The organism is bacterium (assembly GCA_035308905.1).
Taxonomy (GTDB): Bacteria; Sysuimicrobiota; Sysuimicrobiia; order Sysuimicrobiales; family Segetimicrobiaceae; genus DASSJF01.
The window spans coordinates 127679-143149 of the sequence record DATGFS010000009.1; the positions used below are offsets into that span (position 1 = coordinate 127679).

Consider the following 15471-nt stretch of genomic DNA (forward strand, 5'->3'; position numbering starts at 1 on the left):
TGCGCCCCTAGGGCGCGCCGAACCTCAGCGTGGTGGCGATGCCGGGCAGCGTATTGATCCCCATCGTGACGTACCATCGGTTGGTCTGCGGCGAATACGGAAAGGTCTGATAGAGCACACCCAGCGACAGGCAGTCGCAGGTCAGGTTCACGACGTAGTCGATTTCGTTGAGCTGCCGCAGCGTGTAGTTGTACTGGACGTTGGTGCCGACCTGGATCGACGGGCTAACGTTGAAACTTGCGTACAGTCCGTACGTCGTCTGCCGCGACAGAAAGTCATAGGTGTCGCTGATCGTGGCATTCGCCAGCAGGCCGCCCGGGTAGTAGCTGTAGCTGAGCGCGAGCGAGCTGTCCGTTCCGACCCCGTCGAACAGGAACGGGCTGGCTCCGATGACCGTGGCGAAGTTGTAGGCCAGGGTGGTCGAACTGGCCGACGTGAGCGTCCGCGTTATCGCCGCCTGCGCCGAGGTGACCTGGCGGTTCTGCCCCGTGCCGTACGAATCCCACCGCAGGTACCCGGCGGCGGAGACGTAGAGTTGCGGGGCGAGCTTGAACGTATCGCTCATGATGTTTACGATCTCTTCGGTGCGCGAGGCGCCCACGCCGCTCTCACTCTCGTAGAAGGTGCCGGTTTGCACAATGCCCTGCACCGACAGCGGCAGCCAGGGAAGCCGCCAGTAATTGCCCGTGACGTCGACCGTGTTCTGATCGAGGTTGAACTGGTTGCCGTTTTGGTCGAACGACACGGCCCGGCCGAGGTGGAAGTTGACGAGATAGTCGGGGAACTGCCGGAAGAAGATCCCCTCGCCCGACACTCCGGATCGCGTGGCATCGCGGACGCGGACCTGCCCGGTCCAGTCGCCGATCGGAATGTACTGCGTGTACTCGGCCCAGAACCCGTTGAAGTTGTCGTACCCGAGGGTGGGACCGGCGTTGCCGCGGCCGGGTCGGAGCGAGACAGTGTACACCGGCACGTACATCACCGGCACGCCGTAGATGTAGATCACCGCGTCGTACGCTTTCAGATAATTGTCGAACACGATGAAGACTCGGCGCGCGGCGACGCGGAAGGCCGGCCGGCGGGGATCGCAGGGCGTCGCGGACGCCGAGAGGGCGGTGCCCCGGCCGGACGTGGTCGACATGGTTTGGCCGGTCACGGTCCAGGGAGGGTATTTCGCGACCGCCCGGGTCATCTGGCCGGCCTTGGTGCGGTAGTTGTACTTAAGCTGGTCGCCGGTCGCCGTCTTCCGAGGCTGAGTCAAGACCACGTGCCCCGACGCCAGGACTTCGCCGGTCTTGAGGTTTCCGGTGAGGTGGTCCGCGTTGATCGTGGAGTCGCCGCGCGTCGCAACGACGTGTCCGTCGGCGACGACGTTCCCGGTTTGGCTGTCGTACTCGATGTGATCCGCCGTCAGCGTAACGGGTCCCTGATCCGGCGCGGCGGGGCTCTGCTGCGCCAGGCCGGGCGAGCCCAGCGACAGGACCATCGCGGCACACGTCACCAAGGCTGCGACGTCGCGCAGAAACCGGCGGCCTACCACGAGACCGGAGCGACCTCAGGATGCCGCCGCAGCGCCTCTGCCAAGACGCCTTTCGCCCGCGCGAGCGCCTCGGGGGTCGTGCCTTCGGCGCGCACGACGAGGACCGGCTGGGTGTTGCTGGCCCGGACGAGCGCCCAGCCGTCCGGAAACACGATCCGGGCCCCGTCCACGTCGATGACCTTGTACTTCGAGCGGAACTCGCGCGTCAGCGCGTCGACGACCTCGAACTTCCGGTCGTCCGGACACGCGACACGGGTCTCCGGGGTCGCGTAGTAGCGCGGGATTTCCGCGGCGAGCGACGACAGCGGCCGGCCGGCGCGCGCGAGCATCCTCAAGAGGCGGCCGGCCGCGTAGAGGGCGTCGTCGTAGCCGTAGTATTCGTCGGCAAAGAACATGTGCCCGGACATCTCCCCGGCGAACACCGCGCCGACCTCGCGCATGCGGGCCTTGATGAGCGAGTGGCCCGTGCGCGTAAACTCGGGCCGGCCGCCGAGCCGCCGGATCTCGTCGATCAACGCCTGCGAGCACTTGACTTCCACCAGCGCCACGGCGCCCGGATGCGCGGCCAGCACCTCGCGCCAGAACAGCGCCATCAGAAGATCGCCCCACAAGATCGAGCCGCCGTCGTCCACCACGCCGATGCGATCGCCGTCGCCGTCCAGTCCGATGCCGACGTCGGCGTGGTGCTCGCGCACGGCGCGGATGAGGTCCGTGAGGTTCTCGGGCGCGACCGGATCCGGGTGATGATGCGGAAACGAGGGGTCCGGCTCGCAGTAGAGCGGCACCACCTCGCAGCCCCAGCCGCGGAAGATGTCGGGGGCGAACGCGCCCGCGGTGCCGTTCCCGCAGTCGAGGACGACGCGAAGCCGGCGCGGCCCCAGCACGATGCGCTCGAACAGCATCTGCCGGTACGCCGGGAAGACGGCACGCTGTTCGGCGGTCCCGGCTCTGCCGGCCGGCGCCCTGCCGGCGATGCCCTCGGCGAGGGCGCGGACCTCCTGGATCTGCGCGCCGTAGAGGGTCCCCGGGCCGAGGCAGAGCTTGAAGCCGTTGAACTCCGGCGGGTTGTGGCTCGCCGTGACCATGACGCCGCCCTGGACCTCGAAGTGCCGCAGCGCAAAGTAGAGCATCGGCGTGACGGCCAGACCGATGCCGATCGTGTCGCACCCTTCGGTGCCGAGGCCGCGGACGACCGCGGCGTACAGATCGGCCGAGCTGGCGCGGTTGTCGTGGCCGACGGCGGCGCGCCCGACGCCGGCGCGGGCCAGGTAGACGCCGAAGGCCCGGGCGATCTTCTCGGCCGCGCCGGCGTCCAGGTCCCGGCCGACCACGCCCCGGATGTCGTATTCGCGGAAGATGTGCGGCGCTGGATGCATGTACAAAGACTTTGTCTTCGCGCGCGGCTCCCCCTACTTGACTTGCGGCGCGCCGTCAGCCCGCGGCGCCGTCACCCGGCCGCGTCACGGACCGCGTCCATGACCGCGTCGACGTGCGCGTCCCACGAAAACTGCCGCGCGCGGACCCGTCCGGCGGCGGCGAGATGTTCGCGCAGCGCGCCGTCGCGGGCCACCCGCGCGGTCTCGCGGGCCATCGCCGCGGGGTCGCGGGGGGGATAGTAGACCGCGGCCTCCCCGCACATCTCCCGGTTCAGCGGTAGGTCGGCGGCGACGATCGGCAGGCCGCTGGCCATGGCCTCGACCAGCGGGAATCCGAACGATTCGCACAGACTCGGATAGACAAAGACGTCCGCGGCCTCGTAGACGCGGTGGACGGCTCCGTGCGGGACGCGGCCGAGGAGGCGCACCTGCGGCGCGAGCCGGTGGCGCTCGATGAGCGCAAGGTAGCGGCCGAATCCCTCCGGCCAGTCCTCCGGCGCGATCGTGAGCCACGTGGTCGCCTCCAGGCGGGTCTCGTCGCGCAGGAGGCGCGCCGCTTCGAGGAGCAGCTCGATGCCTTTGTACGAGGCGGCGTGCGACACGTAGAGGAGGCGGGTGCCGGACGATCCGGACATCGCTCCCGCGGCGTCCGCGGGCAGCGGGGCCTCGCGCCGGAACGCCCCCTCGCCGAAGCCGTGCGGGACCACCCGGAACTTCGCCGCGGGCAGGTCCGGGTACCGGACGCGGATCATGTCGCGCATCGCGGCGGACGGCGTGATCACCCAGCGCGCGCCGCGCATCACCGCGTGGGCCAGCGCGCGGGTCGCCGCCACCTCGACCGCGCGGGCCCGGCCGAGCGTCTCGAGGTAGAACGGGCAGAAGTACACCGGGTTGCGTTCCAGCACCACATGCGGCACCCGCGGCCGCACCGGGCCGAAGTTCAGCAGCGACAGCAGAACGTCCGCGCGCTCGCGCGCGACCGTCCGCGCGACGCCCCACTGATCCCAGGCCGCATGCGCAAGGCGGTTGCCCAGCCCGCCCGCGTCGACCAGCCGGATGTTGGGCGCGAGTCCCGGAAGGCGCCACGAGGAGTTGACGCAGACCACGAAGGTGTCGCCGGGATAGCGCGATCCCGCGGTCTCCAGAAAGTTCGGCAGGTGCGTGGCGGCCCCGCCCATGCGCGCGGCCACCGCGTTCACGACGACGCGCAGCGGCCGGGTCACTCCCAGACGGTGATGCCCGGGCGCCGCCAGGCGGCGCCCGGCGACCAGAACGGGACGGTCTCGTCGCGGTAGCCGCCGAGATCGGCGATGCGGGTGCGCACGTGCGCCCACGCGGCCGGCGCGATCTGCACGTAGTGATGCCGGGCGAGCTCGTCGCGCAGCGCCGTGTCGATCGCGTAGTACGGCTCCTGCCCGTGGCCGTAGTCGTTGAGCACGATGTAGTCGAACCGCTCGTCGTCGATCTTCCAGCGGACGTCGCCGCCGGTGATCTCGATCCACGCGGGGTCGCCGCCGGCGTAGAACATGGTTTGCGGAGTGTCGGCGATCGTCGGGCCGCGGGGCAGCGCGCCCACGATGCGCGCCGAGTAGAAGGGCGACGGATCGATCGGCGGCACGTGCGCCATCGACGCCCGCGCGATCCGGTCGGTCATCGGGTCCCACACGTCGTAGGCGGCGGTGACGGCGACGACCACCACCAGCCCGGCCAGGAGCGCGCGCGGCCAGGGCTCGTCCCCCGGCGCGCGCCGCGTCCGGCGGGCGGTCCACTGCCAGAGACCGATCGCGGCGACGATGGTGAGCAGATAAGTGGCGGCCAAGTCGTAGTACCGGTTTACGAGACTGTCCCACGGCGCGAAGATGTAGAGGGCGATCCACGGCAGGCACCAGATCCAGACGGCCGCGAGATGCGCGCGCGCCCGCACGGAGGCCACGACGCCCACGATGAGCAGGAGAAAGATCAGGGCAAAGAGGTGCGCTTCCACGGCGAGCGGGATTTCGGAGAGCGCCTTCACGATGCCGCGGAGGTCCCAATCCCGGAAGAAGAACCGCTTCGTGAAGCCCGAGGACGAAGAGAAGGTCAGCCAGCCGCTGACGATCCAGGCCAGGCTCGGCAGCGCGGTCGCCGTGGTGAAGCCGACAGCCGCGGCCGCGGCGCGCAGCGGCGGCTGCGGCCGGGCGGGCCACCACAGCGCAAGAAACGCGGGGTACAGGAGCATCGTCGTGAACTTGAGCCAGACCGCCGCGGCCAGCCAGACGCCGGCCCACACGGCGTCGGCGCGGCGGCGGGTGTCGCGGTAGCGCAGCATCATCACCGCGGCGGCGAGCGCGCAGCAGATGCTCGGCGTGTCGAGCTGCACGTTCTGCGCGAAGTACACGAGCCCGGGGGCCACCGCGACGAAGGCCGCCGCGGCGAGGGCGATCTGTTCGCTCTTGACCAGGCGCCGCGCGGCAGCCGCGAGCAGCGGGATCGCGGCGATGCCGAAGAGCGCGATGGGCAGCCTGGCCGCGGCCTCGGACGGTCCGAAAAGCTTCATCGACGCCCAGATGAGCCACGGCACCCCGGGCGAGAAGGTACGGTCGACGCCGAGCTCGTTGTGCTGCGACCACAGCCCGTAGCGGGTGAAGTTGAGGGCGATCATCGCATAGTGCCCTTCGTTCCAGGCCATCAGGCGGTTGAACGGCCGCGCGATGTGCGCGACGCGGAGCGCCGCGCCGAGCACCGTCGCCAGCGCCACGCCCCACCGGTAGACGCCGGCGGGAAGCTGCGCGCCTTCCCAGGGGACCGGACGCTCCGACGGCATGCCGTCATTATACCGCGCGCGGCCGCGGGCAGGGGACGCACCGCGGGAAACGAACAGGAGCGTGTGTGACGCCGCCTAACGCGCGCGTCGCCTACGTCCGGTGGGCGGCCGTCGCCACAGTCGTCTGCTACAGCGCGGGATACGCCACGATCGGGTTCGGCCTGATGTTCTTCGGCGCGGCATGGAGCCTGCTGCGCCGTCGATCCTTCCCGTGGCGGCAAACGCCGCTCGATCCGCCGCTCGCCGTGTTCGGGATCGTGCTGCTTGTCTCCGCGATCGCCTCGCCGTACCGCTCCATCGCGCTGATCGTCACGCCGGCGCTGCTGCTGTCGGGCGCGATCTATTTCGGCTCGTTCGCCTGGCTGCTCGAGCACGATCCGGCCTCGCGCATGACCCTGCTGCGCGCCTGGGCCCTTGGCGCGCCGCCGGCTGCGCTGGCCGGCCTCGCCACCGTCGTGCTCGGGCACGCCGAACGCGCTTCGATTCCGCGCGGCGTCGGGCCGAACGGCCTCGGCACGACGCTGCTCCTCGGCGGCCTGCTCGCGCTGGGGCTCGGGCTCGCCCCGCGGAGGAGGCTGTGGGAGCGGATCGCGTGGGCGGCGTGCGCCGCGGTTGTGTTCGCGGGTCTTCTGGCCTCCGGTTCGCGCGCCTCTCTGCTCGGCTGGCTCGTCGGCGCGCTCTGGCTCGGCTGGCACCGCCTGCGCCCGCGGGCGCGCGCCGCCGCGGCGGTCGTGGCGGCGGCGCTGGTCGCCGTCGGCGTGGCCGCGGCGGTCTCACCGGACGTGTACGACGCGACGCTCGGCCCGCTGCTCGCCCGGGCCGAGGACGTGGCTCCCGACATGACCGACCGGGTGCTCAACGCCCCGTACGATATCGCGGGCAATCGCCTCAAGATTTGGGGCACCTCGCTGCGCATGCTCGCCTCGTCGCCGTGGCTCGGGACCGGCTTCGGCACGTTCGAGGCCGCGTACGCGCACTGGAAAGACCCCGACATGAGCAGCGAGCCCTTCGCGTTCAATCTCGCGCTCAACCTCGCGGTGGAGACGGGCGTGCTGGGTCTCTACGCCGCCGCGTGGGTGGCGCAGGCCGGCATCGCCGAATGGCGGCGGTGGGGGCGGGCGCTGCAGCCGGGCCGGACGGATCCGTCGCGGCCCATCGTCGCCGCGCTGTGGGTCGGGCTGCTCGTCGATCAGCTCGCCGACAACACGCTGTTTTCAATTTCCACGAGCGCCGCGCTCTGGCTGCTCCTCGCCTACCTGGCCGTGCCCGGCCGGCCCGCCGCGAACGGCGCGTCGGGGCGCGCCGTCCCGTCCCGTCGCGGGGCGTCCATTGAGCCGAGCGCGGCGGGCATGGTACCATGAGAGCCTGTTATGGGGAGCCAGTCATGCGGTTGAGTGTCATCGGCACCGGCTACGTCGGTTTGGTGACGGCCGCCTGCTTCGCCGATCTCGGGCACCACGTGATCGGCATGGATCGCGACGCCGAACGCATCCGCCGGCTGCATGACGGCGACGTCCCGTTTTACGAGCCCGGCCTGGCGGAGATGCTCCAGCGGGTGCAGCAGGCGGACCGCCTGCAATTCTCGACGAGCATCGGCGAGGCGGTGGAGCGCTCGGACGTCCTCTTCATCACCGTCGGCACCCCGTCCAAGGAGGGCGGCGACGCCGACCTCGGCGCCGTCACCGCGGTCGCCGAGGGCATCGCCGGCGCGCTGACCGGCTACCGCCTGATCGTGGAGAAGAGCACCGTGCCGGTCCGCACCGGCGCGAGGATCCGCGACCAGATCGCCCGCCTCACGGGCGGGGCGGTGCCGTTCGACGTCGCGTGCAACCCGGAGTTTCTCCGCGAGGGGTCCGCGATCGAGGATTTCATGCATCCGGACCGGATCGTGCTGGGCGTCACGAGCGAACGCAGCGAGCAGCTGCTGCGGGAACTGTACGCGCCGTTCGCCTGTCCGCTGCTCGTGACCGACCTGACGACCGCCGAGACGATCAAGCACGCCAGCAACGCCTTCCTGGCGATGAAGATCTCCTACATCAACGCCGTGTCCGCGATCTGCGAGCGCGTGGGGGCGGACATCCGGCAGGTGGCCGACGGCATGGGGTACGACCGCCGCATCGGCCGCGCGTTCCTCGACGCCGGCGTGGGCTACGGGGGCTCCTGTTTTCCGAAGGACGTCGCCGCGTTCATCCGGATCGCCGAGGGAGCCGGCTACAAGTTCCGCCTGCTGGAAGAGGTGGCCCGGATCAACGACGAGCAGCGGGAGACGCTCCTGCGGCATCTGCGGGACGCGCTGCGGGTCTTCGCCGACCGGACGATCGCGGTCTTCGGACTGGCCTACAAGCCCAACACCGACGATATGCGCGAAGCGCCGTCCGTGGCCATCATCGACCGGCTACTCCGTGAAGGCGCCGCCGTCCGCGCGTACGATCCCGCCGCCGAGACCAACGCCCGCCAGCTTCTGCCGGCGGTGACGTACTGCCCGACTCCGTACGAGACGGCGAGCGACAGCGATGCCGTGGTGATCCTCACCGAGTGGGACGAGTTTCGATCGCTCGATCTCGCCCGGCTGCGGGAAGTCATGCGCCGCCCGGTGCTGATCGACGGCCGGAACGTGCTCGACCCGCAGGCGGCGCGCGCGCTCGGCTTTCACTACGCCGGCATGGGGCGATGAGCGTCGCCCCGACGATCCCCGCGCCGGTTCCGGGCGCCGGACGCGTCTAGCATGTGCGGCATCTGCGGCGTCTACCAGGATCCAGCGGGAGACCCGGCCCAGCTTGAGGGCGCCGCCGAGCGCATGACGGCCTGCCTCGTCCACCGCGGTCCGGACGACGGCGGCGTCTGGGCGGATCCCGGCGGCCGGGCCGCGCTCGGCAATCGCCGTCTCGCGATCATCGATCTCTCGCCGGCGGGACATCAGCCCATGGTCGCCGCGGACGGGGACGTGGTCCTCACTTACAACGGCGAGATCTACAACTTCCAGGAGCTTCGCGAGGGGCTCGTAGCGTCGGGGTATCCGTTCCGCGGCCGGTCGGACACCGAGGTGATCCTGGCCCTCTATCTCCGGGAAGGGAAGGCGATGTGCCGGCGCCTCCGCGGCATGTTCGCGCTCGCGATCTGGGACGGCCGTTCGCGAGAGCTCCTGCTCGCCCGCGACCGTCTCGGCATCAAGCCGCTGTACTACGCGATGCGGGGCGGTCGGTGCGTCTTCGCGCAGGAGATCAGGGCGATCCGGGCGTCCGGCCTGCTGTCGCTCCCGCCGAACCCGGCGGCGCTCGCGGCGTTCCTGCGCCTCGGGTCGGTGCCCGCGCCGATGACGGCGTTCGCCGGCGTCGAGGAGCTCCCGCCCGCCCACGTGCTGACCATTCGCGACGGCCGCGCGACCCCAGAGCGCTACTGGGAGCTGCCGGCGCTCCGCGCCGGCGCCGGCGACCCGGAGACGGCCGCGGAGGTGATCCGCGAGCGGCTGCGCAGCGCCGTCGCCAGCCACCTGGTGAGCGACGTGCCGCTCGGTGTCTTTCTCAGCGGCGGCATGGACTCCGCGGCGATCGTGGCGCTGATGCGCGACGCGGGGCACGACCGGATCCGGACCTTCTCCATCACCTTTCCCGAGCGCGAGTTCGACGAGGGCGGGGACGCGGCGCGTCTGGCCGCCTATTATCAGACGGAACACACCGCGTCCGAGGTGCGCGGCGACGACCTCGCCGCGGACCTCGACGGGATCGTCGCGGCGATGGATCAGCCGACGGTCGACGGCATCAATACCTACTACGTGTCGCGCGTCACCCGCCGGTCCGGCACGATCGTCGCGCTGTCGGGACTGGGCGGCGACGAGCTGTTCTGCGGCTATCCGTCATTCCGGCTCACCCCCCGCGTGCTGGCGTGGCAGCGCGCTACCGGCCGGATCGCCGCGGCCCGGCCGGTCCTCGCCGCGGCGCTCGCCGCGGTGCCGTCGCGGCGCTCCGCCAAGCTGCGGGAGAGTCTCGGCCTGCCGCCCACGATTCAGTCGGCCTACCTGACCGTCCGGGGCCTCATGAGCCGGGAGGAAACGGTCGGCGTGCTCGCGCCCGGCCCGCTGTCCGACGCCGCGAGGGATTTCGACGCCGTCGCGGCGATCGGGGCGCTTGCGCCGGACACGCCCGCCGATCCGGTCGCCGCCACGGGCGTCCTCGAGCTCCGGGGGTACATGCACAATCAGCTGCTGCGCGACACCGACGTCATGAGCATGGCGCACAGCCTCGAGGTGCGGGTGCCGTTCCTGGACCACCCGCTCGTCGAATATGCGGCCGCGCTGCCGGGACAACTGCGCGCCGACGGCCACGCGCCGAAATGGCTGCTCCGGAAGGCGCTGGGCACGCTGGTCCCGGAGACGGCCGGCGCGGTGAAGCGCGGATTCACGTTTCCGCTGGGCCGCTGGCTGAACGGTCCGCTCCGTCCCCGCGCGCAGGACGCCCTGCGCGACGTCCGCCTGTTCCGTCCGGCGGCAGTGGCGCGCCTTCAACACCAGGTCGCGCGCGGGCGCGCGCATTGGTCCCGCCTCTGGGTGCTCGTCGTCCTGTCCGAGTGGATGCGCGCCGTCGCCGGCGGATCGGAGGCGCTCGCCGGATGACCGTATGAAGGTGCTGGTGCTCTCGACCCGATACTTCGGGCTGGGCGGGGCCGAAGCGTACACGCGGCTGCTGGTCCGGGCCGCGGCCGGGACGGGCGCCCAGGTCGATATCCTGTCGCTCCTCCGCGGCGACGCCGCGGACGGAACGGCCGGCCGCTATCTCGGGGACCTCGGGGATCGCTCGACCCGGTGGGCGCACGCCCGCTTTCTCGCTCGCGCGCTCCGGCAGGGCCGGGGCTGCCGGCTCGTGATCTGCGCGCACGTCGCGGTCGCCCCCGTGGGCCTCATCTTGTCCCGGGTGTTTCGCGTGCCCTACCTGGTCGTCGGCTACGGCATCGACGTGTGGGGCCCGTTGGGCGCGCTTCGCCGGACGGCGCTCCGCCGGGCGGCGCGCGTGATCGTGATCAGCCGGTTCACCGGCGGCATGGTGACGGCCGTGCACGGGGTTCCGGCCGCCCGGATCCGAATCATCCATCCCGCCGTGGACCCTGCGCTCCTCGCGCTCGCCGCACCGGCCGGCGGACCCGAGCCCGCGCGCAACGGGGAGCCGCTCACGCTGCTCACCGTGGCGCGGCTCTCCGCGCAGGAACGGTACAAGGGCCTCGATACGGTGATCGGCGCGCTGCCGGCGGTCGCCGAGGGGGCCGGTCCCGTCCGCTACGTGATCGTGGGCGGGGGCGATGACGAACCGCGCCTGCGCGCGCTGGCCCGCGAACGCGGGGTCGCGGACGCGGTGACGTTCGTCGGGCGAACGGACGCGGCCGGTCTCGCGGCGCGGTACCGGGAGAGCGATATTTTCGTGATGCCGTCACTGTGCGAGCAGCGGCCCGGTGGATGGGCCGGGGAGGGATTCGGCATCGTCTACATCGAGGCGGCGGCGTTCGCCAAGCCCGTCGTGGCAGGGCAGGGCGGCGGCGCGCCGGAGGCCGTCCAAGACGGCGTGACCGGTCTGGTCGTGGACGGCCGCAGCGTCGCCGCTGTGGCGGAGGCGCTCGTCCGCCTGTCGCGGGACGGGACGCTGCGGGCGCGGATGGGCGACGCGGGCCGCCGGTGGGTCCAGACGCAGTTTACCTACGACCGCTTCCGCCGCGAGGTGGAGCGGGCGATCGAGGACGTCTGAATGAGCCCCGACGGCCGCCGCGCGCCGACCGCCGAGTTCTACAACGCGGCGGACGAAGACCGCTACGGCCGCGCCGACCTGCCGCAGCAGGTGCGGGCGCTGCGTCGCCTCTTGGCGCGCCACGGCATCGGCGCCGATGAGCTGGTCGTGGACTTGGGCTGCGGCAAGGGTCCGCTGCGCGGGCTGGGGGCCCGCTACCTCGGCGTCGATCTGTCGCACTACGCGCTCAGCCGCTTCCGCGGAACGCAGTGGTCCGTGCAGGGCGACGCGCAGGAAGTGCCGGTCCGCGGCGGCGCCGCGGCCCTCGTCGTGTCGACCGCGACCCTCGAGCACCTGCCCGCGCCCGAACGCTGTCTCGCCGAAATCGACCGGATGCTCCGCCCCGGCGGGCTGGCATACCTCGCGCCGGCGTGGTTCTGCCGTCCGTGGGCGGCGCGGGGCGTGGCGGTCAGGCCGTACGCGGCGCTGCCGCTGCGCGACCGGATCACGAAGGCGCTGCTCCCGATGCTGGACAGCACGGTGATCCGCGGGCTGTGGATCATCCCGGTCCGCATCCTGCGCGAGATCCGCCTGCGGCTGCGCCGCGGCCCGCTGCCGCTGGCGTACCGGCGGCTCGAGCCCAACCTGCGCGAGTACCTGTGCGCCGACTCCGACGCCAGCGCGGCGATCGACCCCCACGCCGTGATCGCGTATTTTCTCTCCCGCGGGTACGACGTGCCGGGCGCGCCGTCGCTGCGCGACCGCATATTGTTCCGGTACGCGCCGGTCGTCGTGCGAAAGGGAACGCGGAAGGTACCGTGACGACGCCGGGGTATCGCGCACGCCTGTACCGCGCGTATCTGTCCACGCACTTCGAAACGTACCGCCCGGCGACGCCCGAGTCGATGGAGCGGGACCGCCGCCTCTTCCGCGCCCTCTACCGCCGGTTTTTGCCGCGGTCCCGGGACGCGGAGATTTTGGAGGTCGGCTGCGGGACCGGCAGCTTTCTCGCGTTTCTGCGCGACGAAGGGTACCGGCACGTCCGCGGCATCGACGCCGGGGAAGAGCAGGTCGCGCTCGCGCGGCGGCTCGGGGTGGACGCGGTGGAGGTCGCCGACGCGATGCCGTATCTCGCGCGCCACCGGGAGCAGTACGATTTTCTCGCCGCGCTCGACGTGATCGAACACTTCACCAAAGACGAGGTGCTCGAGTTTCTCGACCTGGCGCACGGCGCGCTCCGGCCGGGAGGGCGCCTCCTCCTGCGCACGCCCAACGCGGACAGTCCGTTTCACTCGTGGATCCGGTACGCCGACTTCTCCCACGAGGTCACCTTCAGCCCCCGCAGCATCACGCAGGTGTTGCGGGTGGCGCATTTCACCGGGGTCGAGGTGTACCCGCTCGAACCCTACGCGCACGGGCTGGCCAGCGCCGGCCGCCGCTTCCTCTGGCTCGGCATCAAGCAGCTGATCCGGCTGTATCTGCTCGTCGAGCAGGGGACCGCCGGCAGCGGCGTCTTTACGTCCAACCTCTGCGCCGTCGCGGAAAAGCGATGACGCCGTACCGGGTCGCGTACCTCGTCTCCCACCCGATTCAGTACCAGGCGCCGATGCTGCGGCGTCTCGCGGCGCATCCCGACCTGGCGCTGCAGGTCTACTTCATGGACGATCAGGGGGCGCGGCTCTACCGGGATCTCGAGTTCGGCGTCCCGATCCAGTGGGACGTGCCGCTGCTAGACGGCTACGCCTGGCGGGTGCTGCGCAACCGCTCGCCGTGGTCCGCCGGGGATCACGCGCTGCGCTTCATCCACCCCGAGATCGTGCGCGCGCTGCGCCGCGAACGATTCGACGCGCTCATCGTGCACGGCTACGCGCACGTCACCGAATGGCTCGCGTTCGCGGCGGCGCGGCTCGTGGGCACGCCGCTGCTCATCCGGGGAGAGTCCATCTTGCTCGGACGGCCCGCGACGTGGTCCGCCCGCGTCAAGCGCGGCGCGCGGACCGCGCTGCTGCGCCGGGTGCAGGGCGCGCTCGCGATCGGCCGGCTCAACCGGGAGTTCTACCGCGCACACGGCGTGCCCGACGACCGCATCTTCTTCACGCCGTACGCCGTGGACAACGACCGCTTCACCGCGGAGGCCGACCGGCTGCGTCCCCGCCGGGACGAGCTCCGCGCCGAGTTCGAGTGGCCCCGCGAGGCGCCGGTGATTCTCGCGGTCGGCAAGCTGATCCCGCGCAAGCGGCCGCACGACGTGCTCGAGGCGTACGCGAGCCTGGCCGGCGAGATTCCGTCCGCGCTCGTCTTCCTCGGCGAGGGCGGCGAACGCGCCGGGATCGAAGCCGCGGCGGCGCGGCGGGGGCTTCGCCACGTCTACGTGACCGGGTTTGTGAACCAGGCCGAGATCGCGCGATACTACGCGGCGGCCGACGTCGTGGTCCTGGCGTCGAGCCACGAGCCGTGGGGGCTCACGCTCAACGAGGGGATGTGCTTTGGGCTTCCCGTCGTGGCAAGCACGATGGTGGGCGCCGCGGCCGATCTCGTCCGGCCGGAGGAGAACGGGTTCGTGTACCCTGTCGGGGACGTGCCCGCGCTCGCCGCGGTGCTCCGAACGGTGCTCGCCGACCCCGACCGGCGCGCCCGGATGGGGGCGCGGTCGCGAAGCCTCATCGCCGGGTATTCATACGACGCCGACGTGCGCGGGGTGCTCGAGGCGCTTCGCGCGGTCGCCGCGCCGCGCGCCTACGGCGGGTAGTCGCGGAGAAAATTGTTCAGCTGCCCGGTACTGTAGGGGACGACGACCCGCTCCGCCCGAATATTCTCCATCAGTTGTGTCAAGATGGCATCCGCGTCGCGGGCGCGAGAGTCGTCGGCGTGCCCGTGCAGGAATCCGATGAGCGGCTCGCGCGGCTGCGGCTGCGGATACGTGAGTCCCCAGAGGAAGTGGCGCGGCAGCGGCGTGTCCGACAGGAACTGGTTGACCAGGTGGAGGGCGGCCAGGTCGGGCCGCTCGATCACGCTCGTCAGGACCTGGTCGCTCCATGGCTGCCGCCGCGGCCGCTCGCCGCTCCGCAGAGGACCCCGCGCGATCAGCCACCGCCCGCGGCGCATCGCCGCGCGGTAGATCCCCGCGTTGGCCGGCCCGGCATCCGCGTAGACGATGTCCGCGCCGAGATCGTACTGCGCGAGCGCCACCTCCTCGGCTTTGCCCGGATCGTGGGCCGCCGATTCGGCGGTGCCCGCGTACCGGGCGGCGGTCCACGAGGGCGGGAGATCCTTGATCAGCGGATCCAGCGCCCGGCTGACGCCGACAAAGTCCTCGAGGACGCGGACGCGCGGGCTGGCGTAGTAGGCGCCGGCCTGGAACGCCACCCGCTGCGGGCCGCGATCCACCGGCTCGATGAGTCCGATCAACCCCGTTCGCGTCTGCACCGCCGCGGCGGCGCCGGCGATGAAGGCCTCGACCGTGTCCGCAAACGAGCCTTCGCTCAGGTTCGGCGGCAAGACGTTCAAGTACAGGTAACTCACGAGGACGAACTTTACCGCAGGGTGGCGGCGCGCCGCGTCCACGGTCACGTCGGCCAGCGGATCGCCCCAGGCGATCACGAGATCCGCGGATTCGGCCGCGCGCTCCACGGCATCATGCAGGGGCGCCGGGGCGCCTTTCGCGGCCACGAGAGCCGTGTCGCTGGTCGTGAGCGACGTCCACGACACGCTCACGCGTCCGCGCAGCGCCGCCCGCGCCTCCGCGAGCCCGCCGACGGCGTCTTCGATCAACTTCGTGTCGTCGTCGGACAGATACGCCGCGACCATGACGACGCGTTTGACCGGCGGCGCGGGCCACGCGGGTCCGCTCCACGCGACCAGGCCCGCCAGGACAGCGGCGGCGCCGGCGAGGCGGAGGACGCGGGCCGTACGGAGCAGACGAAGCACGACCCGACGAATTTCGCGGGGACGCGGGGCGCTCCTCCGCCGGCGCGGGTCAAGGATATCCGCGGCGGCTTCCCGAAGCTTGACCTCCCACGTACGGCAGAAATCGTGCCCGGCATC

The 15471-nt window shown here is 71.5% G+C and carries 12 protein-coding genes; 7 read left to right on the forward strand and 5 right to left on the reverse strand.

Going from position 1 to position 15471, the window contains the following annotated elements; all coding sequences use genetic code 11:
* Positions 1-7: 7 nt before the first annotated feature.
* From VKT83_03190 to VKT83_03205, 4 genes are all read right to left on the reverse strand, one after another.
* Positions 8-1486 carry an LptA/OstA family protein gene (locus tag VKT83_03190; GenBank protein ID HLY21453.1) on the reverse strand — a complete coding sequence of 493 codons (1479 nt, stop codon included), beginning with the start codon at positions 1484-1486 and terminating at the stop codon, positions 8-10.
* Positions 1487-1533: 47 nt separating this feature from the next.
* The gene (locus VKT83_03195; protein ID HLY21454.1) at positions 1534-2916 is read right to left on the reverse strand and encodes a phosphomannomutase/phosphoglucomutase; all 1383 of its coding nucleotides are present in this window, start codon (positions 2914-2916) and stop codon (positions 1534-1536) included.
* Positions 2917-2987: 71 nt separating this feature from the next.
* Positions 2988-4139, reverse strand: a complete 1152-nt coding sequence (locus VKT83_03200) for a glycosyltransferase family 1 protein (GenBank protein HLY21455.1) — start codon at positions 4137-4139, stop codon at positions 2988-2990.
* Positions 4136-5719, reverse strand: coding sequence for a glycosyltransferase family 39 protein (locus tag VKT83_03205; GenBank protein ID HLY21456.1), 1584 nt, complete (start codon positions 5717-5719; stop codon positions 4136-4138). Before VKT83_03205 ends, VKT83_03200 begins: the two co-directional genes overlap by 4 nt.
* A 65-nt stretch (positions 5720-5784) precedes the next feature.
* Here VKT83_03205 and VKT83_03210 point away from each other — a divergent pair, with 65 nt between their 5' ends.
* The 7 genes from VKT83_03210 to VKT83_03240 are packed head-to-tail and all read left to right on the forward strand — an operon-like array spanning position 5785 to position 14176.
* A complete protein-coding gene (locus VKT83_03210) occupies positions 5785-7080 on the forward strand; it encodes an O-antigen ligase family protein (GenBank protein ID HLY21457.1) in 1296 nt (431 codons plus the stop codon).
* Between the two features lie 23 nt (positions 7081-7103).
* Positions 7104-8393 (forward strand): UDP-glucose/GDP-mannose dehydrogenase family protein, encoded by a 1290-nt coding sequence (locus VKT83_03215; protein HLY21458.1) that lies wholly within the window; start codon positions 7104-7106, stop codon positions 8391-8393.
* Between the two features lie 51 nt (positions 8394-8444).
* Complete coding sequence (asnB, locus tag VKT83_03220; protein ID HLY21459.1) at positions 8445-10328, forward strand: asparagine synthase (glutamine-hydrolyzing); 1884 nt, start codon at positions 8445-8447, stop codon at positions 10326-10328.
* Positions 10329-10332: 4 nt separating this feature from the next.
* Positions 10333-11448 (forward strand): glycosyltransferase family 4 protein, encoded by a 1116-nt coding sequence (locus tag VKT83_03225; GenBank protein ID HLY21460.1) that lies wholly within the window; start codon positions 10333-10335, stop codon positions 11446-11448.
* The gene (locus VKT83_03230) at positions 11449-12249 is read left to right on the forward strand and encodes a class I SAM-dependent methyltransferase (protein HLY21461.1); all 801 of its coding nucleotides are present in this window, start codon (positions 11449-11451) and stop codon (positions 12247-12249) included.
* Positions 12246-12980 (forward strand): class I SAM-dependent methyltransferase, encoded by a 735-nt coding sequence (locus VKT83_03235; GenBank protein HLY21462.1) that lies wholly within the window; start codon positions 12246-12248, stop codon positions 12978-12980. Before VKT83_03230 ends, VKT83_03235 begins: the two co-directional genes overlap by 4 nt.
* Positions 12977-14176: a glycosyltransferase family 4 protein gene (locus VKT83_03240; GenBank protein HLY21463.1), complete on the forward strand. Its 1200-nt coding sequence runs from the start codon at positions 12977-12979 to the stop codon at positions 14174-14176. Before VKT83_03235 ends, VKT83_03240 begins: the two co-directional genes overlap by 4 nt.
* On the opposite strand, the gene VKT83_03245 is transcribed toward VKT83_03240, so the two are convergent.
* Entirely contained in the window at positions 14164-15354 is a 1191-nt protein-coding gene (locus tag VKT83_03245) for a BMP family ABC transporter substrate-binding protein (protein ID HLY21464.1), read from the reverse strand. The two genes, VKT83_03240 and VKT83_03245, sit on opposite strands and share 13 nt — an antisense overlap.
* Positions 15355-15471 lie beyond the last annotated feature (117 nt).

Excerpts from the sequence above, each read along its gene's own strand:
- VKT83_03225 (HLY21460.1), top strand. The coding sequence starts at position 10,333 with ATGAAGGTGCTGGTGCTCTCGACCCGATACTTCGGGCTGGGCGGGGCC.
- VKT83_03205 (HLY21456.1), bottom strand. The coding sequence starts at position 5,719 with ATGCCGTCGGAGCGTCCGGTCCCCTGGGAAGGCGCGCAGCTTCCCGCC.
- VKT83_03215 (HLY21458.1), top strand. The coding sequence starts at position 7,104 with ATGCGGTTGAGTGTCATCGGCACCGGCTACGTCGGTTTGGTGACGGCC.
- asnB (HLY21459.1), top strand. The coding sequence starts at position 8,445 with ATGTGCGGCATCTGCGGCGTCTACCAGGATCCAGCGGGAGACCCGGCC.
- VKT83_03195 (HLY21454.1), bottom strand. The coding sequence starts at position 2,916 with ATGCATCCAGCGCCGCACATCTTCCGCGAATACGACATCCGGGGCGTG.
- VKT83_03230 (HLY21461.1), top strand. The coding sequence starts at position 11,449 with ATGAGCCCCGACGGCCGCCGCGCGCCGACCGCCGAGTTCTACAACGCG.
- VKT83_03190 (HLY21453.1), bottom strand. The coding sequence starts at position 1,486 with ATGGTCCTGTCGCTGGGCTCGCCCGGCCTGGCGCAGCAGAGCCCCGCC.
- VKT83_03240 (HLY21463.1), top strand. The coding sequence starts at position 12,977 with ATGACGCCGTACCGGGTCGCGTACCTCGTCTCCCACCCGATTCAGTAC.